26 protein-coding genes are annotated in these 25171 nt (G+C 67.2%); 10 read left to right on the top strand and 16 right to left on the bottom strand.

Features of this window, described 5'->3' with window-relative positions:
- Positions 1–2639 (top strand): filamentous haemagglutinin family protein (locus CAG41_RS27405; RefSeq protein ID WP_170930312.1); only part of this gene is annotated, 2639 nt, incomplete at its 5' end.
- A gap of 48 nt (positions 2640–2687) precedes the next feature.
- Here CAG41_RS27405 and CAG41_RS27400 read toward each other — a convergent pair.
- On the bottom strand, positions 2688–3563 hold the full coding sequence (locus tag CAG41_RS27400; RefSeq protein WP_085633397.1) for a LysR substrate-binding domain-containing protein: 876 nt from the start codon (positions 3561–3563) through the stop codon (positions 2688–2690).
- Between the two features lie 138 nt (positions 3564–3701).
- Between CAG41_RS27400 and CAG41_RS27395 the strand changes: the two genes are divergently transcribed.
- From CAG41_RS27395 to CAG41_RS27380, 4 genes are read left to right on the top strand one after another with little or no spacing between them, the layout of a single operon-like run.
- Positions 3702–4754, top strand: a complete 1053-nt coding sequence (locus tag CAG41_RS27395) for an agmatine/peptidylarginine deiminase (protein WP_085582262.1) — start codon at positions 3702–3704, stop codon at positions 4752–4754.
- 3 nt (positions 4755–4757) lie between these two features.
- Positions 4758–5666 (top strand): N-carbamoylputrescine amidase, encoded by a 909-nt coding sequence (aguB, locus tag CAG41_RS27390; protein ID WP_085633400.1) that lies wholly within the window; start codon positions 4758–4760, stop codon positions 5664–5666.
- A gap of 1 nt (position 5667) precedes the next feature.
- A complete protein-coding gene (locus CAG41_RS27385) occupies positions 5668–6771 on the top strand; it encodes an extracellular solute-binding protein (RefSeq protein ID WP_085582266.1) in 1104 nt (367 codons plus the stop codon).
- Positions 6772–6794: 23 nt separating this feature from the next.
- Positions 6795–7913, top strand: a complete 1119-nt coding sequence (locus CAG41_RS27380; RefSeq protein ID WP_085633402.1) for an agmatine/peptidylarginine deiminase — start codon at positions 6795–6797, stop codon at positions 7911–7913.
- Positions 7914–7919: 6 nt separating this feature from the next.
- On the opposite strand, the gene CAG41_RS27375 is transcribed toward CAG41_RS27380, so the two are convergent.
- The 3 genes from CAG41_RS27375 to CAG41_RS27365 form a co-directional block, all read right to left on the bottom strand.
- On the bottom strand, positions 7920–8582 hold the full coding sequence (locus CAG41_RS27375; RefSeq protein WP_085582270.1) for a glutathione S-transferase family protein: 663 nt from the start codon (positions 8580–8582) through the stop codon (positions 7920–7922).
- 45 nt (positions 8583–8627) lie between these two features.
- Entirely contained in the window at positions 8628–9929 is a 1302-nt protein-coding gene (locus CAG41_RS27370) for an OmpP1/FadL family transporter (RefSeq protein WP_085582272.1), read from the bottom strand.
- A 205-nt stretch (positions 9930–10134) separates the two neighbouring features.
- The gene (locus CAG41_RS27365) at positions 10135–10629 is read right to left on the bottom strand and encodes a PaaI family thioesterase (RefSeq protein ID WP_085582274.1); all 495 of its coding nucleotides are present in this window, start codon (positions 10627–10629) and stop codon (positions 10135–10137) included.
- 298 nt (positions 10630–10927) lie between these two features.
- Here CAG41_RS27365 and CAG41_RS27360 point away from each other — a divergent pair, with 298 nt between their 5' ends.
- Complete coding sequence (locus tag CAG41_RS27360) at positions 10928–11863, top strand: phosphatase (protein ID WP_085582276.1); 936 nt, start codon at positions 10928–10930, stop codon at positions 11861–11863.
- 97 nt (positions 11864–11960) lie between these two features.
- Entirely contained in the window at positions 11961–12650 is a 690-nt protein-coding gene (locus CAG41_RS27355; protein ID WP_085633404.1) for an alpha/beta hydrolase, read from the top strand.
- Positions 12651–12678: 28 nt separating this feature from the next.
- Here CAG41_RS27355 and CAG41_RS27350 read toward each other — a convergent pair whose 3' ends face one another.
- The 4 genes from CAG41_RS27350 to CAG41_RS27335 all read right to left on the bottom strand — a co-directional run bounded on the left by CAG41_RS27350 (position 12679) and on the right by CAG41_RS27335 (position 15208).
- The gene (locus tag CAG41_RS27350; protein ID WP_085582279.1) at positions 12679–13092 is read right to left on the bottom strand and encodes a nuclear transport factor 2 family protein; all 414 of its coding nucleotides are present in this window, start codon (positions 13090–13092) and stop codon (positions 12679–12681) included.
- Positions 13082–13453: a Rid family hydrolase gene (locus tag CAG41_RS27345; protein ID WP_085582281.1), complete on the bottom strand. Its 372-nt coding sequence runs from the start codon at positions 13451–13453 to the stop codon at positions 13082–13084. Before CAG41_RS27345 ends, CAG41_RS27350 begins: the two co-directional genes overlap by 11 nt.
- A gap of 62 nt (positions 13454–13515) precedes the next feature.
- Positions 13516–14127, bottom strand: coding sequence for a glutathione transferase GstA (gene gstA / locus CAG41_RS27340; protein ID WP_085582283.1), 612 nt, complete (start codon positions 14125–14127; stop codon positions 13516–13518).
- Positions 14128–14281: 154 nt separating this feature from the next.
- Positions 14282–15208 carry a LysR family transcriptional regulator gene (locus tag CAG41_RS27335; protein ID WP_170930036.1) on the bottom strand — a complete coding sequence of 309 codons (927 nt, stop codon included), beginning with the start codon at positions 15206–15208 and terminating at the stop codon, positions 14282–14284.
- A 101-nt stretch (positions 15209–15309) separates the two neighbouring features.
- Between CAG41_RS27335 and CAG41_RS27330 the strand changes: the two genes are divergently transcribed.
- Entirely contained in the window at positions 15310–16683 is a 1374-nt protein-coding gene (locus CAG41_RS27330) for an MFS transporter (protein WP_139831480.1), read from the top strand.
- Between the two features lie 142 nt (positions 16684–16825).
- Here the strand turns inward: CAG41_RS27330 and CAG41_RS27325 are convergent, their stop codons facing one another.
- The 6 genes from CAG41_RS27325 to CAG41_RS27300 all read right to left on the bottom strand — a co-directional run bounded on the left by CAG41_RS27325 (position 16826) and on the right by CAG41_RS27300 (position 22611).
- Positions 16826–17392 (bottom strand): UbiX family flavin prenyltransferase, encoded by a 567-nt coding sequence (locus CAG41_RS27325; protein ID WP_085633408.1) that lies wholly within the window; start codon positions 17390–17392, stop codon positions 16826–16828.
- On the bottom strand, positions 17385–18887 hold the full coding sequence (locus tag CAG41_RS27320; protein WP_218189836.1) for a UbiD family decarboxylase: 1503 nt from the start codon (positions 18885–18887) through the stop codon (positions 17385–17387). The genes CAG41_RS27325 and CAG41_RS27320 overlap by 8 nt, the downstream gene beginning before the upstream one ends.
- A 63-nt stretch (positions 18888–18950) precedes the next feature.
- Positions 18951–19373: a DoxX family protein gene (locus CAG41_RS27315; RefSeq protein WP_085582291.1), complete on the bottom strand. Its 423-nt coding sequence runs from the start codon at positions 19371–19373 to the stop codon at positions 18951–18953.
- 15 nt (positions 19374–19388) lie between these two features.
- Entirely contained in the window at positions 19389–20423 is a 1035-nt protein-coding gene (locus tag CAG41_RS27310; RefSeq protein WP_085582293.1) for a hydroxyacid dehydrogenase, read from the bottom strand.
- Positions 20420–21292: a TauD/TfdA family dioxygenase gene (locus tag CAG41_RS27305; RefSeq protein WP_170930035.1), complete on the bottom strand. Its 873-nt coding sequence runs from the start codon at positions 21290–21292 to the stop codon at positions 20420–20422. Before CAG41_RS27305 ends, CAG41_RS27310 begins: the two co-directional genes overlap by 4 nt.
- Before the next feature lie 26 nt (positions 21293–21318).
- On the bottom strand, positions 21319–22611 hold the full coding sequence (locus CAG41_RS27300) for an aminotransferase class I/II-fold pyridoxal phosphate-dependent enzyme (protein WP_218189701.1): 1293 nt from the start codon (positions 22609–22611) through the stop codon (positions 21319–21321).
- 141 nt (positions 22612–22752) lie between these two features.
- On the opposite strand from CAG41_RS27300, the gene CAG41_RS27295 reads away from it, so the two are divergent.
- A complete protein-coding gene (locus CAG41_RS27295; RefSeq protein ID WP_085582299.1) occupies positions 22753–23673 on the top strand; it encodes a transcriptional regulator GcvA in 921 nt (306 codons plus the stop codon).
- Between the two features lie 137 nt (positions 23674–23810).
- Positions 23811–24230: a cupin domain-containing protein gene (locus CAG41_RS27290; protein ID WP_085582301.1), complete on the top strand. Its 420-nt coding sequence runs from the start codon at positions 23811–23813 to the stop codon at positions 24228–24230.
- A gap of 63 nt (positions 24231–24293) precedes the next feature.
- Here CAG41_RS27290 and CAG41_RS27285 read toward each other — a convergent pair whose 3' ends face one another.
- Together CAG41_RS27285 and CAG41_RS27280 are read right to left on the bottom strand one after the other, a co-directional pair.
- On the bottom strand, positions 24294–24713 hold the full coding sequence (locus CAG41_RS27285; protein WP_085582303.1) for an organic hydroperoxide resistance protein: 420 nt from the start codon (positions 24711–24713) through the stop codon (positions 24294–24296).
- Between the two features lie 183 nt (positions 24714–24896).
- On the bottom strand, positions 24897–25166 hold the full coding sequence (locus CAG41_RS27280; protein WP_085582306.1) for a hypothetical protein: 270 nt from the start codon (positions 25164–25166) through the stop codon (positions 24897–24899).
- Positions 25167–25171 lie beyond the last annotated feature (5 nt).

Below are 25171 nucleotides of genomic sequence, written 5' to 3'. Positions count from 1 at the left end.
GCACCGGGCGGGTGGGCAGCGACGGCCGCCTGCAACTGACCGGCGGCGGCGACATGGACATCCGCATCGGCGGCGCGCTCAACCCGTCGTTCGCCGCACGGGCAGGGCAGAGCGGCACCGCCGCCCCGCAGCATGACCTGCAGGGCGCGCTGATCAACCTGCGCGGCGCCGCGCAACTGAGCGGCGGCGCGGTGGGCGGGATCAACCTGCAGTACGGTTCCGCGCCGTTCCAGCAGGATCCGCGCGAGACCCGTCCGTTCGATCTGTTCACCTCGACCCTGGGCAGCGCGTCCGGCGGCCTGGTGCTGATCCCCGGCGACTCCGGCATGCGCATCAACACCCGCGGCGACCTGGTGCTCGGCGGCGCGGCCGATCCGGGCCGGGTGCGCCTGCAGAACTCCACGCCGTTCACCACGGCGGACGGCACCGTGCACGCCGGCGGCGGCCTGAGCGGGTTCTCGCTGTGGACAGACCACACCGCCATCGACCTGTTCTCGGCCGGCGGCAACCTGACGCCGAGCACGCAAATGGCGGAGATCGTCGCCAGCTCGTCGCTGCCGGTGGAGGGCAGCAACAGCTCGCCGACCGACGGGCGCTTCGTGTATCCGTCGGTTCTGCGGGCGGTGGCCGGGCAGGGCTCGATCTACGCAGGTCCCTCGGCGGCCTACGGTGCGGTGGGCGGGGTGTATCCGCTCAAGGGCTATTCGCTGCTGCTGGCGCCTTCGAACGCCGGGCAACTGGAGCTGTTGGCGGGGGATTCGATCTACGCCGGCGGTTATGCGATCAACCGCTCCGGCGCCAGCCTGTCGTCCGTCGCCACGCCGTTCGCCCCGGCGTTCAACGGCTTCGGCGACAACGTCAGCGGCACGCCGGTGATGACCAACCGGGGCAGCGACGGCGTGGCCGCGAACAAGAACCTGCGTTACCCGCTGTTCGCATTCGGCGCCGACACCTATGCGGCTACCGGCGCGGTGCAGGCCCCGGCGCGCTTCTATGCGCTGACCGGGGATCTTGTGGGCGTGCGCAGCGGCGAGACCCTGAGCTTCGACCTGTCCAGGCGCACCTGGTATGAGGCTGCGGGGCCGGTGTGGATGCTGGCGGGCCGCGACATCGTGGCGTCCGGCACCAACCTCGGCCAGCCGACCGCCGTGCCGAGCGATGGCCTGGGACGCGGCACCGAAAGCATCACGTCCACCGGCAACCTGTTCATCCACGGCGATGCGCGGGACGTGTCGCGGGTCTCGGCCGGGCGCGACATTCTCTACAGCAGCTTCGACATCGCCGGCCCAGGCACCCTGGAGGTCAACGCCGGGCGCAACATCCTGATGGAAGACCGCGCCGCGATCACCAGCCTCGGGCCGGTGGCGGTCGGCGACAACCGTCCGGGCGCCAGCGTGGTGCTGCAGGCCGGGGCCGGGGCGCAGGGGCCGGACTACGCGCGGTTCGTCGCCCGCTACCTGGACCGGCAGAACCTGGCCGACCCGAACGTGCCGCTCAGCGCGCAGCCGGGCAAGGTGGCCAAGACGTACCTGGGCGAACTGAACAGCTGGCTCAGCCTGCGTTACGGCTTCAGCGGCGGCGAAGCCCAGGCCCAGGCCTTCTTCGCGGCGTTGCCGGCGGCCGAGCAGTCGATCTTCGCCCGCCAGGTGTACTTCGCCGAACTGCGGGCGGGGGGACGTGAGTACAACGACGCCGACGGCCCGCGCAAGGGCAGTTACCTGCGCGGCCGCAACGCCATCGCGGCGCTGTTCCCGAGCACCGACGTGGCCGGCAACCCGATCCGCTACGACGGCGACATCACCTTGTTCGGCGGCGCCGGGGTCAAGACCCTGTTCGGCGGCGGCATCCAGATGCTCACGCCGGGCGGCGGCCAGGTGTTCGGCATCGAAGGCGCGGCGCCGCCGTCCACCGCCGGCATCGTCACCCAGGGCCAGGGCGACATCCAGCTCTACGCCAAAGGCAGCATCCTGCTCGGCCAGAGCCGGATCATGACCACCTTCGGCGGCTCCATCGTCGGCTGGTCGGCCGAAGGCGACATCAACGCCGGCCGGGGCTCGAAGACCACCGTGGTCTACACGCCGCCCAAGCGGGTCTACGACACGTGGGGCAACGTCAGCCTGTCGCCGTCGGTGCCGAGCACCGGCGCAGGGATCGCGACCCTCAACCCCATCGCCGAGGTGGCGCCGGGGGACATCGACCTGATCGCGCCGCTGGGCACCATCGATGCCGGCGAGGCGGGGATCCGGGTGTCGGGCAACGTCAACATCGCCGCCCTGACCGTGGTCAACGCCGCCAACATCGCGGTGCAGGGCAAGGCCAGCGGCGTGCCGGTGGTGGCGTCGGTCAACACCGGGGCGATCACCTCGGCCAGTTCGGCGGCCTCGTCGGCGACCCAAGCGGCCGAAGACGTGGCGCGCCAGCAGCAGGCCGCGGCGCGGCAGAACCAGGCGTCGGTGTTCACCGTGCAGGTGCTGGGCTTCGGCTCCGAGCAATTGGCGCCGACCCGGGAAGGCGCCAGCCGCGCGCCGGCGCCGGGCTACAACCCGGACAGCCCGGTGCAGGTGCTGGGCGCCGGAGTGCTCGACGACCACGCCCGGCAGCAATTGACCGAAGAAGAGCAGCGCCAGCTGACGCTCTAGGACTCTCGTGGCAACACGCTTCGGGCGGCCGTTTGGCCGCCCTTTTTTTTACGCCGGCGCAGGCTCGGGTTCGGCCAGTTGCGCCAGCAGCCACTCGGTGAAGCTGCGGGACAGGGGATAGCTTTCGCTGTCGCGGTGGGTGAGCAGGGCCCAGTTCGGTCCGCGGATGGTGTCCTCCACCAAGGGCTGCAACAGCCCGTTGGCCTGGGCCTGGCGGCTGAGCAGACGGCTGACCAGGGCGATGCCGAGGCCGCCGCACGCGGCGTCCAGCAGCAGGCCGGGATCGGAGAAGTTCAGCCCCTGGGCCTGCTGGCCGACGTCGATGCCGGACTCCACCGCCCAGTGGCTCCAGTCCATCTCCCGCTCGCCGTGCAGGGTGGTGCGCTGCGCCGGCGGCACGTCCAAAAGGCTCGGGTGGCAGGCCGGGAACAGGCGGTCGGCGTGCAGCACCCGGAAGCTGCACTCGGCCTGGGCGCTGATGTCGTCGCGCACCGCCAGGTCGATGGTCTGAGTGGTCATGTCCGGCACTTCGTCGGTGCTGAAGATCCACAGGTCCACCTGCGGATGGCGCCGGCGGAAATCCCCCAGGCGCGGCAGCAGCCAGTGCCGGGCGAAGGCCGGCGTGGTGTTGAGCACCAGTTGGTTGGGCTTCTGGTACTGCCCCAGACGGCGGATGCCCATCGCCAGTTGCTGGAGCATCGCCTGGGTGGTGCTGAGCAGGTCGTGGCCGGCGTCGGTCAGGCTGACGCTGCGCCCGGCGCGGAAGAACAGTGGCTGCTCCAGGTACGCCTCCAGGCTGCGGATCTGCTGGCTGATGGCCGACTGGGTGAGGCTCAGCTCGTCGGCCGCCTTGTGGAAACTGCCCAGCCGGGCGGCCGCTTCGAAGCCACGCAGAGCGCTGAGCGGTGGCCAGTGTTTGAGCATGATCGATAAGTTCCTCTAATCAGTTGTCCGCTAAATCCATCGTTTGTTTGCCCTTAAAGGCGCCATTAGCATTCACGCCATCACCGCCAAGGCTGTTTTTCACTGAACACAATGGCTTAACACAAAGGGCTTTTTACCATGCAACTGAACAAACACAACAACAGCGGTTGGACGATGCCGGCGGAGTGGGTGCCCCACGCGGCGACGTGGATGGTCTGGCCGCACAACCAGGCGCTGTGGGAGTCGGGCTGGCGCGTGACGCTGGCCCAGGTGCAGGAGGATTTCGCCGGGGTGGCCAACGCCATCGCCCGCTTCGAGCCGGTGAAGATGGTGGTCGACCCATCCGCAGTCGCCAGCGCTCAGGCCCTGTGCGGGCCGAACATCGAACTGATCCCGCTGGCGGTCAACGACAGCTGGTGCCGCGACTCCGGCCCGAGCTTCGTCTGCCACCCGCAGCACGGGTTGGCCGGGGTGAGCTGGCGGTTCAACGCCTGGGGCGGCAAGTCGGCCCACGACCTGGACGAAAGCCTGGCCCGGCGCGTGCTCAACCATCTGGGCGGCGAGTGCTTCGGCACGCCGCTGAGCAACGAGGGCGGCGCGATCCATGTGGACGGCGAGGGCACGTTGATCACCACCGAGTCGGTGCTGCTCAACCCCAACCGCAACCCCGGCGTGAGCAAGGCCGAGATGGAAGAGATCTTCGCCCGTCTGCTGGGCGTGACCAAAACCATCTGGCTGCCGGGGGATCCGGACTACGTGACCGGCGACATGACCGACGGCCACGTCGACGGCGTGTGCGCATTCGCCCGTCCCGGCGTGCTGCTGGTGGACGCTACCCATGACCACAGCTCGGTCTACGCCGAAGTGGCGCGGGAGAACCGCCGTGCGCTGGAGCTGGCCACCGACGCGAAGGGCCGCAAGTTCGAGCTGATCGAACTGTTCGAAGCCAGCGAAGCCGTGGATCCCGAGGCCGAAGTGTTCTGCGCTTCGTACACCAACTTCTACCTCGCCAACGGCGCGGTGATCATGCCGGCCTACGGCATCGCGGCCGACGATGTGGCGGCGCAGACCCTGGCCCGGGCGTTCCCCGGCCGCGAAGTGGTGCCGGTGCGCATCAACCGTCTGGCCCACGGCGGCGGCGGGGTGCACTGCATCACCCAGCAGCAGCCGGCCTGGCCGTTGGAGGGTTGAGCCATGACGACGCTGACGATCGCCGCCACGCAAATGCCGTGCAGCTGGAACCTCGCCGCCAACCTTGACCGCGCCGAACGCCTGGTGCGCGAGGCGGCGGCCCAGGGGGCGCAGGTCATCCTGCTGCAAGAGCTGTTCGCCACGCCGTACTTCTGCATCGAACAGCGCCATGAGCATATGGCGCTGGCCGAGGAATACCGCGACAGCCGCGTCCTTGCGCGGTTCGCCGCCCTGGCCCGGGAGCTGGGCGTGGTGCTGCCGCTGAGCTGGTACGAGAAGGCCGGCAACGCGTACTTCAATTCCCTGAGCGTGGCCGATGCCGACGGGCGCTTGCTGGGCGTGTACCGCAAGACCCACATCCCCAACGCCATCGGCTATCAGGAGAAGGAATACTTCAGCCCCGGCGACACCGGTTTCCGGGTCTGGGACACCGCGTTCGGCCGCCTCGGCGTGGGCATCTGCTGGGACCAGTGGTTCCCGGAGACCGCCCGTAGCCTGGCTCTGATGGGGGCCGAGGTGCTGCTGTTCCCGACCGCCATCGGCTCGGAGCCCGGCTGCGCGGACCTGGATTCGCGCGACCACTGGCAGATGACCATGCGCGGCCACGCCGCCGCCAACCTGCTGCCGGTGGTGGCCTCCAACCGGGTGGGCCGGGAAACCGCGACCACCGATGCGGACCTGCAAATGAGCTTTTACGGCTCGTCGTTCATCAGCGACCACAAGGGCAAGCTGCTGGCCGAGGCCGACCGCGACAGCACCGGCGTGCTGGTGCAGACGCTGGACCTTGCGGCCATGCGCGAAGAGCGCTTGAGCTGGGGGATCTACCGCGACCGCCGTCCGGAGATGTACGGCGCGTTGCTCAGCCAGGACGGCCGTCACCTTCACGCACGCTGGAATCCTCAAGGAGTCTGATATGCCTGCACTCACCCAATGGTTGCCCGCCGCGCTGTGCCTGACGTTGGCCTGCGCGCTGCCGGCGGCCCACGCCGAAGACAAGACCCTGCGCCTGTACAACTGGGCCGACTATTTCGCCGAAGACACCCTGAGCCGGTTCACCGCCGAGACCGGGATCAAGGTGATCTACGATGTGATGGACGGCAGCGAAACCCTGGAGGCCAAGATGCTGGCCGGCGGCAGCGGCTACGACCTGATCTTCCCCGGCGACACCGTGGCCGAGCGCCTGATGCGCGCCGGCAGCCTGCTGCCGCTGGATCCGTCGAAAATCACCGCGATGGGGGACGTCGAGCCGGGCCTGCAGAAACTGCGCAGCCGCTACGAGCACTCGAACAAGGCCACCGTGCCCTACACCTGGGGCACCATCGGCCTGACCTACAACGAGCAGCAGATCCGGCAGCGCATGCCCGATGCGCCGGTCAACAGCCTGGACATGCTGTTCAAGCCGGAGCTGGCCGGCAAGTTCGCCGACTGCGGGATCTCGATGATCGACTCGCCCGACGAGGTGCTGGCGGTGGTGCTCAACTACCTGGGCCGCGATCCGCGCAGCGCCAAGCGCGAAGACCTGGCGGCGGCCAGCGACCTGTTGCTCAAGCTGCGGCCGCACATCCGCAAGTTCCAGTCGCAGCCGGTGACCGACCTGGTCAACGGCAACCTGTGCCTGTCGCTGGGCTACAGCGGCGACATGACCCAGGCCCAGCGCACCGCCGACACCGCCGGCAAGGCCAACACCTTCCAGTACCGCGTGCCCCGCGAAGGCACCACGGTGTGGATGGACACCATGGCCATCCCGGTGGACGCCAAGCACCCGGAGTACGCCTACGCATTCATCAATTTCGTGATGCGTCCGGAGAACATGGCCGCCATCAGCAATTTCACCGGCTACCCGACTTCCAACGCCAAGGCTCGGCCCAGTGTGGACGCGGCGATGCGCAACAACCCGGACATCTACCTCGACGACGCGACCTACGCCCGTCTGATCCCGGGCAAGGACATCCCCCAGGCCGACATGCGCGCCCGCATGCGTACCTGGACCAAATTCAAGACCGCCACCGCTCCGTAACTCCATTCATCAGGAACAGCCCCATGCCGACTCGTCGCGAGTTCATCAAACAGGTTTCCGTCGTCGCCGGTGCCGGCGTCGCCTTGGCCGGTCTCGGCCTGCCGTCCTCCGTTGTGCTGGCCGCCGCCGAGGGCCGCTGGTTCATGCCCGACGAAGGCGAGCGGCACGAACGGGCCTTCATCGCCTTCGGCGCCCAGGACGCGATCTGGGAAGACTTCACCGAGGACGTGCAAGAGGCCCTCGGCCGCATCGCCCGCACCATCGCCCGCTACGAACCGCTGACGGTCTATTGCCGCCCGGGCGAACGCAGCCTGGCCGAGGAGTTCTGCGGCACCTCCAACGTCACCTACGTGACGGCGGCCCTGGACGACATCTGGATGCGCGACATCAGCGCCAACTTCGTCGTCGACGACAAGAACGGACTGGGCGCCGTGGACTTCAACTTCAGCGGCTGGGGCAACAAGCAGCAGCACGCCAAGGACGCGAAGATCGCCCGGCGGGTCGCCGACGAGGCCCAGGCGACCTACATCCGCAGCGAACTGGTGGGCGAGGGCGGCGGTATCGAGGTGGACGGCCACGGCACCGCGATCATGACGGAGAGCTGCTGGGTCAACGCCAACCGCAACCCCGGCTGGAGCCGCGCCGAGGTCGAGGCGGAACTGAAGGCGCGCCTGGGGCTGCGCAAGATCATCTGGCTGCCGGGCATCAAGGGCAAGGACATCACCGATGCCCACGTCGATTTCTATGCGCGCTTCGTCAAGCCCGGCGTGGTGATCGCCAACCTCGACACCGACCCGCAGTCGTACGACCACAAGGTCACCCTGGCGCACCTGGAGATCCTCAAGAAGGCCACCGATGCCGACGGCCGGCCGCTGCAGATCCACACCATGTCGCCGCCGCTCAACCCGCGCAGCAGCAAGTTCAATAAGGGCAACCCGGACTTCGCCGCCGGTTACATCAACTATTTCGTGATCAACGGCGCGGTCATCGCCCCGGAGTTCGGCGACAAGGCGGCCGACAAGAAGGCCCTGGACCTGCTCAGGCAGCTGTATCCGGAGCGCGAGGTGGTGCAGCTCAACATCGACGCCATCGCCGCCGGGGGCGGCGGCATCCACTGCGTGACCAGTCACCAGCCGGCCTGACCCGCGTCAGCGAAAGCGCGGGGGTATCGCCTCGGCGAACGGATAGAAGTCGAACCATGGTTTGGCTTCTTCCAGCACCTGGCGCACGGAGGGGCGCTGCACCAGCCGCTCGAAGTAGTCGCCGAGCCGGCGGTGCTGCGCAGGGAACGCCACCAGCGTGCTGGCATAGAACAGCGCCGGCGCGGCGGCGCAATCGGCCAGGCTGAAGTCCGGGCCGGCGACCCAGGCGCCGGGCGCCAGTTGCCGTTCGAGCATGCCGTATGCCGTGTTCAGCAGGCTGCGCTGGGCGCTCAGGTCGCCGTTGCGGTTCTGTATACGGTCGCCGACGATCTGCTGCACGGGCGTCTGCACGTACTGATCAAAGAAGCGGTCCCACAGGCGCACCTCAAGGGCCGCCTCCCAGCCGTCGGGAATCAGGCGCGGCCCTGTGCGGTGAACGTGATCCAGGTACTCGATGATCACGCTCGACTCCGGCACGTCGCGCTGGCGGTCGTGGTCGCGGATCACCGGGAACTTGGTCAGCGGCCACAGCGCTTGCAGCTCGGCCCGATCCGCCGGGTCGGACAGGTCGATGATGCGCCTTTCGAACGCGGTGCCGTGCTCGTAGAGCGCGATCAGCACCTTGTGGCAGTACGACGACAACGGATGGTAGTAGAGGGTCAGGGGCATGGTCGGACTCCTTGGGGCAACGCGCCGGTCTTGCCGTACGGCGGCTCAGAACCGCCAGGTCGCGCCGCCGCCGATGATGTGCAGGGCGCTGTCCTTGAAGGTGCCGGACAGGGTCGTGCCGGAACGCCGCTTGGTCTGTTCGTCGTCCATGTCGCCGAGCCAGACCAGGGTGTAGGCCAGGTGCACGTCCAGGCCTTCGTCGACCTGATAGTTCACCCCGGTCGCCAGCCGCCAAGTGTCGCCCATCGGGTTGTCGACGGTGCGGTCCTTGTCGTCCACGGCCGAGCTGTCGTAGCCCAGGCCCATGTTCCAGCGCCATTGGCGGGTGGCCTGGTACTGCGCGCCGACGGAGGCGTGCCAGGTGTCCTTGTAGTGCCTGTCCACGGTGCGGTCGACGCCGCCGGCGTCGCTGTCGACCTCCACGCCGATGTTGCCGAAGTCGCTCCAGTCCTGCCAGCCGAGGCTGCCCAGCAGTTTCCATTGCGGGGTCAGGTCATGGGCCACGCTCAGCAGCACGGTCTGCGGCACGTTCATGTCCAGTTCCAGGTCGTCGACATCCAGGCGGCGCAGGGCAGCGTTGATGATCGGGTTGCTGACGTTGCGCACATGGGGCTTGTCCTTGAACTCCAGCCGCACCTTGCTGGTGTAGGCCAGGCCGATCCGGGTGCGCTCGTCGAGCGTGTAGAGCAGGCCCAGGTTGACCCCCGTGCCGACGTCGGTGTCCTTGTATTCCAGTTGGCCGTCGGGCCGGTCCGCCAGGCCGAGCAGGTTGTTGTCGATGGCCATTTCGGTGCGGTAGTAGCCGTACACGATGCGCGGGCCGATGCCCACTGAGAGCCGGTCGGTGAAACGGTGGGCGACGGTGGGCTGGAACGACACGCCGATCACCGCCGCTTCCTGGGTGAAATAGCGCCCGGCCCAGTCATCGTCGTAGTCCAGGGCCAGGCCGAAGTTGCCGTACATGCCGAAGCCGATGGCCGAGCGGTCGTCGAGCTGGTGGCTGACGAAGAAGCTCGCGCCCGGCAGCCATTGCAGCGCATTGCCGCCTTCGTTGCCGTCGAAGCCGTTGCGGCTGTCGCGGGAGAAGGACAGGTCGCCGAGTATCACCTGGGCGTTGGCGCTGATCTGGGTGCCGGCAAGCTCAGTGATCCCGGCGGGGTTGCTCATCAGCACGCTCGGGTCGCTGGCCAGCGCGGCGGCCCCGGCGTTGGCCAGGCCGTTGCCTTCCTGGCCGGCTTCGTAGATCAGGATGCCGCCGGCGACGGCGTCCGTGGCCAGGAGGCCGAACAGCCAGGGCAGGGCACAGAGGCAGGACGCCGGAGCACCGCACACTCGGGTTCCATGCATGCATCGTTCCTCGTGGCGCCGGTGCGCCATCGGTGGCGTTCAAACGGTCAGGTAAAGGTAGACCCTGCGGCCGGGTTGTCGAGCCGCGCCGTCGGCGGCGTGCCCGTCTGACAACCCCGGAGCCCTGGACTACGCTGCGATCTGTATGGGTTTCCTCACCCGGTGAACGAAGGAATCGACGCATGCGCAGGCCGGCGCGGCGGGCTCAGCGGCCGTGGGCAGCGTCGGCGAGCTGCCCGGTGTCCACCCGCACGAACACCGAATCGCCGACGGCGGTCAGGGTGTCGCCGGCGTAGACCTCGCAGATGACACGGGTCTTGCGCCCGACGTCGCCTTCCACCCGGGCCTTGAGCGTCAGCGGCACGCCCATCGGCGTCGGCTTGATGAACTTGAGGCCCAGGTTGCCGGTGACGCAATCGATGCGCGGCAGGCTGCCGGGGTCGCGCCGCTCGTTGCGGTAATGGTAGGCCATGGCCGTCCAGTTGGAGTGGCAGTCCACCAGCATCGCGAGCAGCCCGCCGTACACCAGTTCCGGCCAGCCGCAGTACTTGGCCTCGGGCAGGTGCTCGGCCATGACGTGCACGCCGTCTTCGTGCCAGAAACTCTTGACGTGCAGCCCGTGGGGGTTGCGGCCGCCGCAGCCGTAGCAGACGCCTTCCGGTGCCGCGGTGTCTTGCAGGGAAATGCCGGGGGTGGACATGCCTCGATCTTCCTTAACGTGAGTGTCGAACCGGGCGATTCTAACCCTGATCCGCGCACAAGGACGATCCGCCGTCGCACAGGCTGCGACGGCAGGCAAAAAAAAGCCGCCAGGTCGGCAGCGAAGTGAAGAGCACGCGAGGTGTGGGTTCAGTATGGCGGCCTGAAAATGACAGCGTCATGACAGACGTTGCCCGACCGGCAGCCTGCCCGCGTCATCAGGCTGTCATCGATTCCGGGGCACACTGCGCGCAAACCGGTTTGCGCATCCCGCGCCGGGCACCCTGAAGGATCCCTCCATGAAAGAAGACGCCTCCCTGTTCGCCGCCATCGACCTGGGTTCGAATGCGTTTCGCATGATGATCGGGCAGTCGCTCCGGCACAGCCGGGGATTCGTCATTCAGGAGGTCAAGACCCTGCGCGAGCCGGTGCGCCTGGCCGAGGGGTTCGACGGCGGCGCGCTGGACGAGATGGCCCTGGACCGCGGTTGGCAGGCCTTGGCCCGGTTCGGCAAGAAACTGCGCGGCTTCGAGGCCGGCCGGGTGCGGGCGGTGGCCACCAGCGCCGTGCGCGAGGCGGACAACGCGCCGCTGTTCCTGGCCAGCGCCGAGCGTCACCTGGGGTTCCCGATCGATGTCATTTCCGGGCACGAAGAGGCCCGGCTGGTGTATGCCGGCGTCGCGCACGCCATCCCTTGCGCCGAGGACATGCGCCTGGTGGTGGACATCGGTGGCGGCTCCACCGAACTGATCCTGGGGCAGGGCACCCGGCCCTTGCTCACCGAAAGCATCGCGGTCGGCAGCGGCACCCTGGGCGCCCGTTACTTCAGCGGGGGCGAGCTGTCTGCGGCGGCGCTGCTGGAGGCCGAGCGGGTGGCGATCCTGCAGTTCGAGAAGGTCGCCCGGCGCTACCGGGCCCAGGGTTGGCAGCAGACCATCGGCTCGTCGGGCACCGCGCGCATGCTGGCCAAGGTGCTCAAGGCCAACCGGCTCAACGACGACGGTTTGGGCGGCATCACCTACGGCGGTTTGCTGCGGCTGTCGCTGCGCCTGCTGGAGGTCAAGAACGTGCGCCAACTGAAGCTGGCCGGGCTGCAGCCCCATCGGCACGGCATCCTGCCCGGCGGGCTGGCGGTGATGTTGGCCGCCTTCAAGGTGTTCGGCATCGCGCGGATGATGCCGTCGGAACCCGGCCTGCGCCTGGGCGTGCTGCACGGCCTGATGTCCCGCCACTGACCGCGCAGGCGGCAATGGCCGGATCGGCGCAACGGCTCCATACTCCATCGGCTGTTGATCTTTCCGACATCACGCGGGTGAAGAGAGGAGCACGACCATGGGCAACAAACCGACGATCATTCTGGTGCACGGGTTCTGGGGCGGCGCTGCGCACTGGGGCAAGGTCATCATCGAGCTCGCACGCAAGGGCTACACGGACCTTCACGCGGTGGAGATGCCGCTGACCTCGCTGGCCGACGACGCCGAGCGCACCCGCAAGATGATCGCGCAGCAGAGCGGGCCGGTGCTGCTGGTCGGCCACTCCTACGGCGGCGCGGTGATCACCGAGGCGGGCAACCGGCCGAATGTCGTCGGCCTGGTCTACATCGCCGCGTTCGCGCCGGATGCCGGCGAGAGCCCCGGCGGCCTGACCCAGCAGCACCTGCCCGCCGCTGCGCCGAACCTGGCGCCGGACAGCGACGGCTACCTGTGGCTCAAGGCCGACAAGTTCCACGAGAGCTTCTGCCAGGATCTGAGCGCCGAGGAAGGGCTGGTCATGGCCGTCACCCAGAAGGCGCCGGTGGCCAGCACCTTCGGCGATGCGATCAGCGTGCCGGCGTGGCGCAGCAAGCCGTCCTGGTATCAGATTTCCAGCCAGGACCGCATGATCCATCCGGACAATCAGGCGTTCATGTCGTCCCGGCTCGGGGCCAGGAAGGTCATCACGCTGGACGCCAGCCATGCTTCGCTGGCGTCGCGGGCCGCCGAGGTGGCCGCCCTGATCGACGAGGCGGCCAGCGCGGGCTGAGTGCCGGCGGCAAAAGGCCCTCGGGCGGTCAGCCGGCCTCGGGGTCTTCGGCGACGGCCGGCGGCGCGAGGGGCGTCGCCTGGTAGACCAGCAGTTGCCACTGCTCTCCGGTCTTTTGCCATGCCGTGAGCGTGCGGTTGTGCAGGTGCTTCCTGACGCCGCACGAGGTGACCGTGGCGTCCAGTTCGCCGAACGCGATGGCAAGTTCGCCGACCCGGGTCACCTTGTCGATCTGGTGGGTGAGGGCGTGATAGACGAATTGCTTGGCGCGGCATTTCCCCAGATAGCTCTTGAGGTCGTCGACGGCGCCGCTGGCGTGGATGTACGTCAGGTCGGGGTGGAACAGGTGGCTGAAAATGTCCAGATGGCCGCCGAGCATGGCGGCGCTGCGCTGGGCGTCGCAGGTGCGGATCACCAGGTCGATCTGATCGTTATGCGCCATCGCCTGATCTCCGTGCCGCCGTCACGATGATTTCAATGAGCAGTTTGCCGCCCAGGTCCACGCCGTAGCAGGCCCGCTGTGGCCAGTGCTGCGGATCCTCGCCGAGCCAGCGGGCCCAGAGTCCGTCGACGAGGGGCTTGTCGCGCATGTCCGCCAGCAGCACCTGGGCCGACAGCATCCGCGAAGGGTGCGATCCGAGTTGTTCGAGGTTGGCGCTCAGGGCCGCCAGTGCCTGTTCGGTCTGGCCGGCAATGTCCAGGGCGGTGTCCGGCGAGGTCGCCACGGTCCAGACGAGGTCGGCGTATGCGCTGGAACGGCTACGCCCTGCGTGGCCGCTTGGGACGCGTTCAATGTTGTGCATGGGAGCTTCATCCAGGTTGAAGGGGGCGGAAGCCGGCGTCGGCCGGCCTCCGTGGAGCGCGGTCAGACCGGTTGGGTGGCCTCTTCGGCGGCGATGGCGGCCTGCACGCTCGGGCGTGCTTCGATCCGGTTCATGAACGACGCCAGTTCCGTCCAGTTCTTGATGTCGATGTTGAAGAACGGCAGCCACTTGAGCACGGTGAACAGGTAGGCGTCGGCCAGGCCGAAGGCGCCCAGCAGGTAGTCCTTGTTCACCAGTCCGCGGTTGAGGTAGTCCAGGCGCTTGAACAGCTTCTGGCGGAAGATTTCCTTGACCGGTTCCGGCAGGTCGCCGTTGAACAGCGGGGCGCTGCCGCCGTGGATTTCCGAGGTGATGAAGTTCAGCAGTTCCTGCAGGCGGGTGCGCGCCCAGGTGCCGTTGGCCGGCGCCAGCGTGTTGCCGGGCACCAGGTCCGCCAGGTACTGGACGATCGCCGGGCCTTCGGTCAGCACTTCGCCGTTGTCCAGCACCAGGGCCGCGACGTAGCCCTTGGGGTTGATGTCACGGAAATCGCGGCCGTCGGCGGTGTCCTTGGTCTTGTTGTTGACCCGGATCAGCTCGAACGGCAGGCCCAGTTCGCGCAGCACGATGTGAGGCGACAGGGAGCAAGTCATCGGGGCAAAGTACAGTTTCATGGTCTCTCCTCATAGGCGGGCAACGGTTGCCCGGGCGTGTGGCCGTTCCGGCTCCGGAACGGCTGTGAACCTTGTTCCAGACATAGTGGTGGCATGTCATCGTTCGGTAAAATTACGATCCTATGCACCCATCATTAGGTGCCCTTATGGTCGTTCAGGCGACTTTCGCTTCCGTACTGCGAACCGTCATCGGGATGTTGCTGGCCAGGGTCGACTTGCGGATCTCGTTGAGGAACGCCTGGGCCGAAGGGGTGCGTTCGCCGGACGGCGAGCAGACCAGGCCGAACTCGCGGTAGATCGGCTTGCTCAGTTCGAAGACCCGCATGCCGCGGCGGTCCACCGGCAGGGTCGAGGCCGGCACGATGGAAATGCCCATGCCTTCGCTGATCAGCGCGAACGCCGTGGTCCAGTCGCGCACGCTGATCTTGATGTCCTTGAGCTTCAGGCCCTCGCGCTCGACCAGCGACTGGCCGTTGAGGTGGCAGCCGCCGGTCGCGAGGATGAAGGGTTCGTCCACCAGGTCCTTGAGCGCCACGGTGCTGGCCGAGGACCGGCGGGCCAGGTCGTGGGTCGCCGGCACGGCCGCCACCCAGGAGTCGCGGCCCAGCAGCACCGCGCCGCGCGAAGGGCAGGGGTTCATCACCACGCCCAGGTCGACGCTGCTGTTGGCCAGCCACTGCTCGACCTCTTCGTCCGTGCCTTCCAGCGACACGATCTCGATGCCCGGGTGCAGCCGGCTGAAGCTCTGCAGCAACGGCGGCAGCAGGTTGGCGAACACGGAAGGGAAACTGGCCAGCTTGATCCGCCCCAGATGGCAACCGCGCGAAGCGTCCACCAGGTTCTGGATCGACTCGAACTCGGCCAGCATGCGCCGGGCGCGGTCGATGATTTGCTGACCGATGGCGGTGGCGCTGGTCTGTCGGCGGTCACGCACGAACACTTTGACCCCCAGGGCCTCTTCCATTTGGGTCAGGGCCTGGCTGGCCCCGGACTGGGTGATGCCGTACCGCTCGGCGGCGCGGGAAACGTTCTCGGCGTCGGCCACGGCGACCAGCAGGCGCCAATGCATCAGGTTCATCATTTCAGTAGCTCCTCTTATGTTCGGGTAATCGATTTCTAATTTTACGAAGGGTCTGCGCAGCCTCAGGATCGGTTCCCGAATACACAGTGAGGTGTCGCAAAGTGCACAAAACCCGGTCAATGGAAGTGACGGTCGGCCCCGCCTCGGCAGTCCCGGTGCTGGTGAGCGTGGCCTTGAGTTCGTTCATGGTTGCGTTGGATGTCACCGCGCTCAACGTGGCGCTGCCGAGCATCGGCCGTGACCTGGCGGCGGGCATGGATCGCCTGCAATGGATCGCCGGGGCCTACACCCTGGTGTTCGCCAGCCTGCTGCTGTCCGCCGGTGCGCTGAGCGACCGGCTGGGGGCCTGGCGCGTGTTCATGTCGGCGTTGCTGGTGTTCACCTTGTCGTCGGTGGCCTGCGGCCTGGCGCAAGGGGTGGCGGCGCTGATCGCCGCCCGGGCCGTGCAGGGCATCGGCGCGGCGTTGATGCTGCCCAGCTCCATGGCCTTGCTGGTCGAGGCCTACCCGGATACGGGACGGCGCGCCAAGGCAGTGGCGTTGTGGGGCGGGATCTCGGCCACCGCGCTGGTCGCCGGGCCCTTGTTGGGCGGCGCGCTGGTGGAGCTGTTCGACTGGCGTTCGATCTTCTTTCTGAACGTGCCGTTCTGCCTGATTGCGCTGGCGGGCTGCGCGATGCGCCCCAGCCGCCTGAGCGTGCAGCCGCGTTCGCTCGACTGGCCGGGGCAACTGCTGTCGGCGCTGGCGCTGGTGTCGCTGGTGTTCGCCCTGATCGAAGGGCCGGTGCTGGGCTGGGGCACCCGTTGGGTGGCCGGTGCGCTGCTGGCGGCGCTCGTGTCGGCCGTCGCCTTCATCGTGTCGCAGCAGCGCCGGCCGGAACCGATGTTGCCGCTCAACCTGTTCGCGTCCCGGACGTTCTCCGCCGCCATCGGCGCCGGCTTCCTGCAGACCCTGGCCTACTACGGCAGCCTGTTCGCGCTGCCGTTCGCGTTGCAGGCCCAGGGCCGCACGCCGGTGGAGGTCGGTGTGGCGATGATCCCGATGACCGTCGCGACCGGCGTGATGGCCAGCCTGTCCGGGCGCCTGTCCAATGCCTTCGGCGCGCGCAGCGTCGGGGCGGCGGGGATGCTCTGCGGATCGCTCGGGGCGGCGTCTCTGGCGCTGTACGGAATGGACCGGATCGGCCTGGCGCTCGGCGGGCTGTTGATCGGCCTCGGCGGCGCGACCTTGCCGGTGATCGTCGGCGCGTGCCTGGCCAGTGTGCCCAGCGGCAAGGTCGGGGTCGGCTCCGGGGTGCTCAACGCCGCGCGCCAGTGCGGCGGAGTGACCGGCATCGCCCTGCTCGGGGCCACCCTGGACGGGCCGGGCCGGGCGGGTGCGGCGTTGTCGATCATCGCCCTGGCGTTTCTGGCGGCGGGGCTGTTGACGGTGTTGCGCTTGTACACCGTGGAAGTCGACACGGTGAGTGAATGCTGACCGGCGAGCCGAGGCGCGCCGGAGGGTATTGCAATGAAACAACGTCGCGCCGCCTGCCCCGAAGGTTTCAGGCAGGCGACGGCAACGTTGCGGTTAACGGGTCAGATTGTGAAAGAGCGTTCGGCACAGGCGACGCCGGGGATCAACCCCAGCGCCGCACCGTGCCGCTGTCCAGGCCAAGCAGATCGAGCATCCGGCCCACCGTGTGGTCCACCATCTCATCGATGGACTGCGGACGGGCATAGAAGGCCGGCACCGGCGGCATCAGCACGCCGCCCATTTCGCAGACCTGGGCCATGCTGCGCAGGTGGCCCAAGTGCAGCGGCGTTTCGCGCACCATCAGAATCAACGGGCGGCGTTCCTTGAGGGTCACGTCGGCGGCGCGGCTGAGCAGGCTGCCGGTGATGCCGCTGGCGATCTCCGACAGGCTCTTGACCGAGCAGGGCGTCACCACCATGCCCAGGGTCTTGAACGAGCCGCTGGAAATCGACGCGCCGATGTCCGCCGGGTCGTGCACGAAGCTGGCCAGGGCCTTGACGTCCGCCACTTTCAGGTCGGTCTCGTGGGCCAGGGTGACCTGGGCCGAACGGGTCATGATCAGGTGGGTCTCGATTCCGAGCTCGCGCAGCAGCGTCAGCGTGCGTACACCATAGACCACGCCGCTGGCGCCGCTGATGCCCACCACGATGCGCCGTTGCCCGTTACTCATGGGCGTCCACCGTCGTATCGAAGGCCGTGATCGCCGGAACCTCGCCCGGCAGGCCGAGCTCACTCCAGCGTTCGCGCACGCGCTCGTAGACCGACGGGCGCAGCAGCGTGCGGGTCGGGAAGTTGCGGATGTCGCGGTAGTCCTTGCAGGCGTTGATCAACGCCTTGGAGCCGAAGAAACGCTTGGACGGCGGGTTCTGCGCCGGATCCAGCGGCGAGCCGCGGGTGTTGCGCAGGATGTCGATGTCGTCGCTGGGCGTGGCCCGGGTGGCCATGGCCCACAGCACCTGGTTCATGTCGGTGGGGTCGACGTCTTCGTCCACGGCCACGATCCATTTGGTGATGTAGGCGCCGCCCGGCACCTGGCCGGCCAGCGCCAGCGCCTGGGCGGCGTGCCCGGCGTATTTCTGCTCTAGGCTGATGACGATCATGCCGAAGGCCCCGGCGGCGGCCGGAGGGCAGTACACGCCCTTGATCCCCTGGATGCCCAGCTTGTCCAGGTCGTTCCAGATCTTGGCCGAGCGGATCGTGGAGAAGAACGCGCTTTGCTCGTTCGAGGGGAAGTCGGCCATCAGTGCGTTGGTCAGGATCGGCCGGGTGCGGTAATGCAGGGCGGTCACCTCGATCAGCGGGCAGTCGATGTCCTTGTAGCCGTAGTAGCCGGTGAACTCGCCGAAAGGGCCCTCCTCACGGGTGGAGCCGGGGCGGATGACGCCTTCGATGACGATCTCCGCCGCGGCGGGAATCAGCAGGTCCGAGTGTCTGGCCTTCACCACTTCGATGGGCTTGCCCTTGATGCCGCCGGCGAAGTCGTACTCGGACATGCCCGGCGGCAGCGACTGCGAACCGACCACCATCATCAGCGGGTCGATGCCCCAGGCGGCTGCGACGGGCAGCGCCTGGCCCTTGGCCCAAGCCTGGTGGATGTGGCGCAACGCGTCCTTGCCCGGCGCCAGCGACAGGCCGACTTCACGCGGGCCCTGGATCATCATCCGGTAGGTGCCGACGTTCAGGTAGCCCGACTCCAGGTCGCGGGTGAACACCGCGTCGGCGGTGCCGGCGTAGGCGCCGCCGTCCCTGGGCCAATGCTTGGGGATGGGCAGGCGGGTCAGGTCGATGTCGTTGCCGGTGAGGGTGTTCTGGTAGATCGGCGCCTGTTCCTCCGACACCTCCAGCGGGGCGATGCTGTGCCGCAGCTTGTCCTTGGTGCGCCGGATCAGTTCCATGGTCGGCGTGTGCGGCGGCTCTTCCAGGGTGATGGCAGTGCGCGCGACGCTGGGGCCGAAGATGTTCCACAGGTGACGCAGGCCCAGGGGCGAGTCGGGCTGGTCGAACAGCACGGCGGGGGAGGCGGGTTGGCGGGCGACCAGGTAGGTGATGGCGCTCATTTCTTCGAGGGGGTCGACGGCTTGCGAGACGGTCTGCAGTTCGTCGATCCGCTCGGCGCGGGCCAGCCAGTCTCGAAGGTCGGCAACCGGTTCAATCAATTCTTTCATCATCAATGTCCGCAGGAACGGAAAAAAAACGGCGGGCGGATCGCTCCGCCCGCCGCACCGGGATCAACGCTTGTCGATCGAGTACTTTCCAGGCCCCAGCAGGCAAAGGAAAAGGAAGCCGCCGGCGATGCTCACGTTCTTGAAGAAGTGCACGAAGAGCGTGTGGTGCGCCGTAGGGTCGGTGGCGTTCCAGAAGGCATGGCCGATGATCCCGGTGCCGATGGTGTAGACCACGAAGATCGCGGCGATCGGCCGGGTCCAGAAGCCGAACAGCAACGCCAGGCCGCCGAAGAATTCGACGATGGTGGCCACGATGGCGGTGGTCTCCGGGATCGGCGCGTCCACCGACTTGAGGTAAGTCACGAAGCTGCCGTGGTCGGTGACGTAGGTGAAACCGAAATAGCCGTAGAGGATCAGGATCATGATCCGGGCGATCAGGATCATGGCGTCGCGTTGGTCATCGAACAGCTGATAGCGTAAGTACATTCCATTGCTCACAAGTCAGATTGGGTAAGGGATGGTTTCGGCGGGGGCGCGCACGCCCTGCGGCGTGCTCCGGTCGATCACCTGCGGGTTCACCGCGTTCGCGGCGTTCGGCGCATCGTCGAACACGTCCAGCACATTGCCGGCCGCCAGTTTCGCCATGCGGCTGACCGCCTCGCGGGAGACCCCGGCCAGGTGCGGCGAACAGATCACGTTGGCAAGGCCCGGCAGGCCGCTGAGGTGGGCCGGCGGTTCGGGCAGGAACACGTCCAGGGCCGCCCCGGCGATGCGCTTCTCGGCCAGCAGGCCGTACAGCGCCTGTTCGTCGACGATGCCGCCGCGGGCGGTGTTGATCAGGTACGCGTGCGGCTTCATCAGGGCCAGGCGCTGCGCCGACAGGAGACCGACCGTTTCGTCGGTCTTCGGGCAGTGCAGGCTGACGTAGTCGGCGCTGGCCAGTCCCGCCTCCAGCACCGGCACGGGCTCGGCCCCCACCGGCAGGGACTGCGGCGCCAGGTACGGGTCATAGACCTTGACCCGCATGCCCAGCGCCAGGCACAGCGCGGCGACCCGCGCACCGATCCGGCCGCAACCGATCAGCAACACCTCACGGCCTTCCAGCTCGGTGGGCAGGTAGTCGTAGCGCTGGTGCCAGTCGCCGCTGCGCACCAGGCCGGTGAGCGCCTCGGTGCGCTTGGCCAGCGCCAGCATGAACCCCAGCGTGTGTTCGGCCACGGCGCGGTGGTTGGCGTTGGCGCAGACCATCACCGGCACGCCGGCGGCGGTCATGGCCGGCACGTCCACCGCGTCGAACCCGACGCCGATCCGCGAGACCACCTGCAGCCCCCGCGCCCGCTCCAGTTCGGCGGCGCCGAACTTGGTCAGGCCCAGGATCACGCCATGCACGGCATCGAAGCTTTCGAGCAGGGCCTGGAAGCGGCCCTGCTCGATGATGTTGTGGAATTCCACCACTTCGATGTCGTCGCGCTCGCGCAGCATGCGCTTGCCTTCGTCCCCCAGGATGTGGGCGACCAGTACGCGCTTCTTGCTCATGCGACGTGCTCCTTTCCGGCGTCACGGGCGAAGAACTCGCCGTCGTTGACGCCGATGCGGTACATCACCCGCTCGGCCTCCCGCGGCAGCTCCGTGGCGCAGTGCCACACCGAGCGGTTGTCCCAGATCAGCAGGTCGTTGGGTTCCCACCGGTAATGGAAGATCCGTTCCGGCGTCAGGGCAAACGCGGTCAGCTCGTCGAGCAGCGCGCGGCTTTGCTCCTGCGCATAGCCGCTGATGCGCGTGGTGTAGCCGGGGTTGACGTACAGGCTTTCGCGGCCGGTGCGCGGGTGCACCGCGACGGTCGGGTGGGTGCTGGCCGGGAAGTGTTGCTCCAGGCGGCTGAAGATCTCCTGGATCGACTCGCCGACATCGTCTTCCTTGACCTTGTAGGTCCAGCGCACGTCATGCACGGCCTGACGGTTGCGCACCCGTTCGTACAGCTCACGCGGCAGGTCGTCGTAGACCGATTGCATGTCGACGAACAGGGTGTCGCCGCCGGTCTCGGGCAGTTGCCGGGCGTGCAGCATGGTCAACGGCAACGGCTCGGCCAGGTAGCTGGAGTCGCTGTGCCACATGTTGCCCAGCTTGCGCGCGCCGACGGCGCCCGCGCCGTTGCGGTTGTTGATCACCAGGATGTTCGGGTAGGCCGGGTCGTGGTAACTCTTGAGCTTGAACTGTTCGAGCTCACCGAAACACGCCGCGAACTGCTGGTAGCCCTCACGGGTCAGCGTCTGGTTCTTCACCGCGACCACTTTGCGTTCATAGACCAGTTCCTGAAGGGCGCGAATCTCGCCCAGGGAGGCCGTGTTGATATCGAAGTCCGTCACTGCCGTGACGAAACTGTCTGCCAGATCCGTTCGCTTCACGTTGGTTTCTCCTGCGGCGACGTCGGTCAAACGGCCAGGGCGGCCGGTTGCCGGCCGGCGGCTGCGGTGTCCGTGTTCGATTCGCTGCTCTTGAGCATCAGGCTCAGGTCGAGGATGTCGGACGGGTTGTGCGCCGAGGTGACCGACATGCGCAGCGCCGCCTGACCGCGCGGAACGGTCGGGAAGAACACCACGGAGGTGTAGTGGCCCTGTTGCAGCAGGTACTCGCCCTTGGCGATGGCTTCCTGTTCGTTGCCGATGCGCACGATCCGGATCGGCAGTTCGCTGCCGCTGGTTTCGGTCGGGATCAGGTGGTCGAACAGCTTCATGTTGTTGCGCAGCGCATGCTGCAGCTTGTGCAGTTCCGGCGTGGCGTGGATCTCGGCCGATGCCAGCGCGGCGCCCACCGCCGCCATGTTCGGCGCGCAGGAGAAGCCGTAGGTCGGCGCGTAGCGGCGGATCGAGTTTTCGATGTCACGTGTGCCCAGCATCAGCAGGCCGCCCGCCGCGCCGTAGCCTTTGCCCAGGGAGGCGGCGACGATGGTGTTGCCGTCCAGGCCGTCCAACTGCGAACGCACGAAACCTTCACCGTGGTGGCCGACCACCGAGATCCCGTGGGCGTCGTCCAGGTAGACGAACAGGCCGTACTTGTCCTGCAGGGCGCGCAGTTCGCGCACCGGCGCCGCGCCGCCCATCGAGTAGGCGCCGTCACCGACGTAGGCCACCTTGCGGCCGCTCTGGCACAGGCGCTCCAGGTGTTCGAGGTCGTTGTGTTCGATGACGATCACGTCGGTTTCCTCGCGCAGCACCGGAATGTGGTACTGCAGGGTCACGTGGGCGAAGCGGTCGAAGGCGATCAGCGGTTTCTCGCCGCCGGTGAACAGGCCGGCGGCCAGCAGGGGCAGGGCGCCCATGTTGGCGGCGGCCACGGTCGGGAAGACCACCACGCCGTTGACGTCGAACAGCTTGGCCAGCGTGTGCTCCAGGCGCGCCAGCGGCTCGGCGGAGAGACGGGTGCGGGCCACGGAGAAGTGCACCGAAGGCACTTCGTCCATCGACGCCTTGGCGGCGGCGAGCACTTTGGGGTGGGCGTCCAGGTTGAGGTAGCCGCAGCGGGTGTAGTCGATCACTTCCTTGCCGCTGGTGGCGATTTCGATGCGGCGGTTGTCAAGCACGCGGCAGGAAACCCCCATCAGGCCTTTTTCGTACGCGGCGTCGAAATGTGGGCGGCTGATTTCGGCCATTCGGGAGGCATTGCGCGCTTTCAGTTGTGGAGCTTTTTCGTCCGGGCTGTTGTTGATTTCAACTGTCTTGTTCACGGCGATCTCATCCTATGAGTGGGCGTTTTCAGGCCGTTGTGGCCTGAAAGCGACGCTAGGATCCTCGACCGCCGAAACATTTTGCAAAGGACTTCTTGGGTGCTACCTTATGACAAAATCTCATGAGCATTAACAAAGCTAATGGTCGCCAGAATTCCCTCCCTCAATGGATTGAGAGCGTTCGAGTCTGCCGCTCGCCATATGAGTTTCACCAAGGCCGCCGAGGAACTGAACGTCACTCAGACGGCCATCAGCCATCAGATCCGCCGGCTGGAGGACGAACTGGGCATCCGCCTGTTCCTGCGCCTCAAGGACGGCCTGGCACTGACCACCGAAGGCCACGCCTATCTGCCCGGCATCCGCTCGGCCTTCCATGAACTGCGCTATTCCACCGAAATGCTGCGTGAGTCCTGCAACAACAGCGCGTTGACCATCAGCACGCTGGTCTCGCTGGCGTCCAAATGGTTGTTGCCGCGCCTGGCGTCCTTCCAGGATGCGTTCCCCAATATCGATGTGCGCGTCACCGCTTCCACCGAACTGGTGGACTTTCGCAAGGGCGGCATCGACGCGGCGATCCGCTACGGGTTCGGTGACTGGAAAGGCCTGCGGGCCGACTGGCTCATGTCGGACGAGATCTTTCCGGTGTGCAGCCCCAAGCTGCTGACCGGGCCCAAGGCCCTGAAAAGCCCCGTCGACCTGGCCAACCACACCTTGCTGCAAGTCAGCGGCATGACCAGCAACGACTGGAACATGTGGCTGAGCGCGGCAGGGCAGCCGAAGAAGCTGGCCGAGGGTACGCGGCTCACCTTCGACCTGGCCATGATGGCGGTGCAGGCCGCCATCGACGGGCTGGGCGTGTGCATCGGCCGCTCCACCTACGTGGACGACGACCTGAAGGCCGGCAAGCTGGTGGCGCCGTTCAACCTCAAGCTCAAGTCCGACCTGGGCTTCTACCTGGTGACGCCGCTGGAGATCGCCGACTCGAAAAAGGTCGTGGCGTTCCGCACCTGGCTGATCGACCTGGTGCAGAGCGGCGAACAGCCCGTCGTGGCGCCGCTCTGAGACGGACTTTGTATGCGCCTGTATCCAGGGCGCCGATCGATACATTGGCTTGACGAACAGCCATTGCCCGACACATCGGCAATACATGGCCGGTTCAAGGTAGGAGGGGTCAACCACTGCTTTGAAGAGGACACACCATGCGACGTCATCTGAATACGCTTTCTGCTGTTGCACTGGCCTGCGTGGCCGGTCTGGCGCAAGCCGCGCAACCGGCACCCGCCCCGCAGAACTGGCAGCAAGGCCTGAGCCGCACGGACCTGGTGCGCCAGGACCTGGGCACCGCCGACCGCGAAGTCATCCAGGCCCGGGTGGATTTTGCGCCGGGCATCACCTCGCCCCGGCACGCGCACCCCGGCGTCGAAGTGGCCTACGTGATCAGCGGCACGTTCGAGTACCGACTCGAAGGCCGGGATCCGGTCACGCTCAAGGCCGGCGATTCGCTGTTCATCCCTGCCGGGGTGGCGCACATCGCCAAGAACATCGGCACCGACAAGGGCTCGGAACTGGCGACCTATATCGTCAAGAAGGGCGAGCCGCTGCTGATCCTCAAAGAGTGAGCCCCGGCGCCTGAAACACGAAAAGGCCTGCCATGGCGGCAGGCCTTTTCATGGTCGCTCGGGTCAGACCAGATTGATCGTGACCGCGATGTTGCCCCGGGTCGCCTTGGAGTACGGGCAGGTCTGGTGGGCGGTGTCCACCACGGCGCGGGCCACCGCCGGATCCAGCCCCGGCAGGCTCACGTTCAGGCGGGCCTGCAGGAAGAAGGCGTTTTCCTCCTTGCAAAGGTCGATTTCGGTGTCGACCGCCACATCGGCCGGCAGACGAACCTTCAGCGCTGCCGCAGCCTTGCCCATTGCCCCGATGAAGCAGGCCGACCAGCCGGCCGCCAGCAACTGCTCGGGGTTGGTGCCGGCGCCGCCGGAACCCGGAGGCGAGAGCTTGATGTCGAGGTTGCCGTCGCTGCTGCGCGCGGCGCCGTCACGGCCGCCGGTGGTGCGGGTCTTGCCGGTGTACAGCACGGTGTCGTTGGAATGGGTCATGGGATGTTCGCCTCTGTGTGAGTCGAAGCCGGTCGGCTTCGATGGGGCACACTCTGGCAGCGGCATGTATTGGGGATGTGTCGCGCAGGGGGGGGTTGTGTATCGTTGTGTAGATCGCGTGAGGGCGGCCGGCCACAGCAGACGCGGCCGGCCCCCTACAGCCTCCGGATGCGAGGGTTCAGACTAGATCCGGTGGATCTGGGTGATGTGCGGCTTGCCGTTGATCGGCGCGTAGATCTCCACGATCGCTTGCCAGCTGCCTGGCGAGCCAGGCAGCGTGGCTTTCGACAGATAACGGTAGTTGGTGCCGTTGACGACCTGGGTCGAAACCTCTTCGGGCGCGTAGTTCACGCCGACGAATCCGGCCAGGGCTTCCTTGAACACTTCCTGATCCTTCGGCGTCAGTTTGTGGTACGGAGTCCATCCACCAACGAGATGTGCTTGAGCTGTCATGAATT

Source organism: Pseudomonas sp. B35(2017), assembly GCF_002113645.1.
Classification (GTDB): Bacteria; Pseudomonadota; Gammaproteobacteria; order Pseudomonadales; family Pseudomonadaceae; genus Aquipseudomonas; species Aquipseudomonas ekonensis.
This window is presented reverse-complemented; position numbering and strand designations above follow the sequence as displayed.

What these genes read in the sequence shown, in the direction of transcription:
- CAG41_RS27400 (WP_085633397.1), bottom strand. Translation starts at nt 3,563, where the DNA reads ATGCTCAAACACTGGCCACCGCTCAGCGCTCTGCGTGGCTTCGAAGCG.
- CAG41_RS27395 (WP_085582262.1), top strand. Translation starts at nt 3,702, where the DNA reads ATGCAACTGAACAAACACAACAACAGCGGTTGGACGATGCCGGCGGAG.
- aguB (WP_085633400.1), top strand. Translation starts at nt 4,758, where the DNA reads ATGACGACGCTGACGATCGCCGCCACGCAAATGCCGTGCAGCTGGAAC.
- CAG41_RS27385 (WP_085582266.1), top strand. Translation starts at nt 5,668, where the DNA reads ATGCCTGCACTCACCCAATGGTTGCCCGCCGCGCTGTGCCTGACGTTG.
- CAG41_RS27380 (WP_085633402.1), top strand. Translation starts at nt 6,795, where the DNA reads ATGCCGACTCGTCGCGAGTTCATCAAACAGGTTTCCGTCGTCGCCGGT.
- CAG41_RS27375 (WP_085582270.1), bottom strand. Translation starts at nt 8,582, where the DNA reads ATGCCCCTGACCCTCTACTACCATCCGTTGTCGTCGTACTGCCACAAG.
- CAG41_RS27370 (WP_085582272.1), bottom strand. Translation starts at nt 9,929, where the DNA reads ATGCATGGAACCCGAGTGTGCGGTGCTCCGGCGTCCTGCCTCTGTGCC.
- CAG41_RS27365 (WP_085582274.1), bottom strand. Translation starts at nt 10,629, where the DNA reads ATGTCCACCCCCGGCATTTCCCTGCAAGACACCGCGGCACCGGAAGGC.
- CAG41_RS27360 (WP_085582276.1), top strand. Translation starts at nt 10,928, where the DNA reads ATGAAAGAAGACGCCTCCCTGTTCGCCGCCATCGACCTGGGTTCGAAT.
- CAG41_RS27355 (WP_085633404.1), top strand. Translation starts at nt 11,961, where the DNA reads ATGGGCAACAAACCGACGATCATTCTGGTGCACGGGTTCTGGGGCGGC.
- CAG41_RS27350 (WP_085582279.1), bottom strand. Translation starts at nt 13,092, where the DNA reads ATGGCGCATAACGATCAGATCGACCTGGTGATCCGCACCTGCGACGCC.
- CAG41_RS27345 (WP_085582281.1), bottom strand. Translation starts at nt 13,453, where the DNA reads ATGCACAACATTGAACGCGTCCCAAGCGGCCACGCAGGGCGTAGCCGT.
- gstA (WP_085582283.1), bottom strand. Translation starts at nt 14,127, where the DNA reads ATGAAACTGTACTTTGCCCCGATGACTTGCTCCCTGTCGCCTCACATC.
- CAG41_RS27335 (WP_170930036.1), bottom strand. Translation starts at nt 15,208, where the DNA reads ATGATGAACCTGATGCATTGGCGCCTGCTGGTCGCCGTGGCCGACGCC.
- CAG41_RS27325 (WP_085633408.1), bottom strand. Translation starts at nt 17,392, where the DNA reads ATGAGTAACGGGCAACGGCGCATCGTGGTGGGCATCAGCGGCGCCAGC.
- CAG41_RS27320 (WP_218189836.1), bottom strand. Translation starts at nt 18,887, where the DNA reads ATGAAAGAATTGATTGAACCGGTTGCCGACCTTCGAGACTGGCTGGCC.
- CAG41_RS27315 (WP_085582291.1), bottom strand. Translation starts at nt 19,373, where the DNA reads ATGTACTTACGCTATCAGCTGTTCGATGACCAACGCGACGCCATGATC.
- CAG41_RS27310 (WP_085582293.1), bottom strand. Translation starts at nt 20,423, where the DNA reads ATGAGCAAGAAGCGCGTACTGGTCGCCCACATCCTGGGGGACGAAGGC.
- CAG41_RS27295 (WP_085582299.1), top strand. Translation starts at nt 22,753, where the DNA reads ATGGTCGCCAGAATTCCCTCCCTCAATGGATTGAGAGCGTTCGAGTCT.
- CAG41_RS27290 (WP_085582301.1), top strand. Translation starts at nt 23,811, where the DNA reads ATGCGACGTCATCTGAATACGCTTTCTGCTGTTGCACTGGCCTGCGTG.
- CAG41_RS27285 (WP_085582303.1), bottom strand. Translation starts at nt 24,713, where the DNA reads ATGACCCATTCCAACGACACCGTGCTGTACACCGGCAAGACCCGCACC.
- CAG41_RS27280 (WP_085582306.1), bottom strand. Translation starts at nt 25,166, where the DNA reads ATGACAGCTCAAGCACATCTCGTTGGTGGATGGACTCCGTACCACAAA.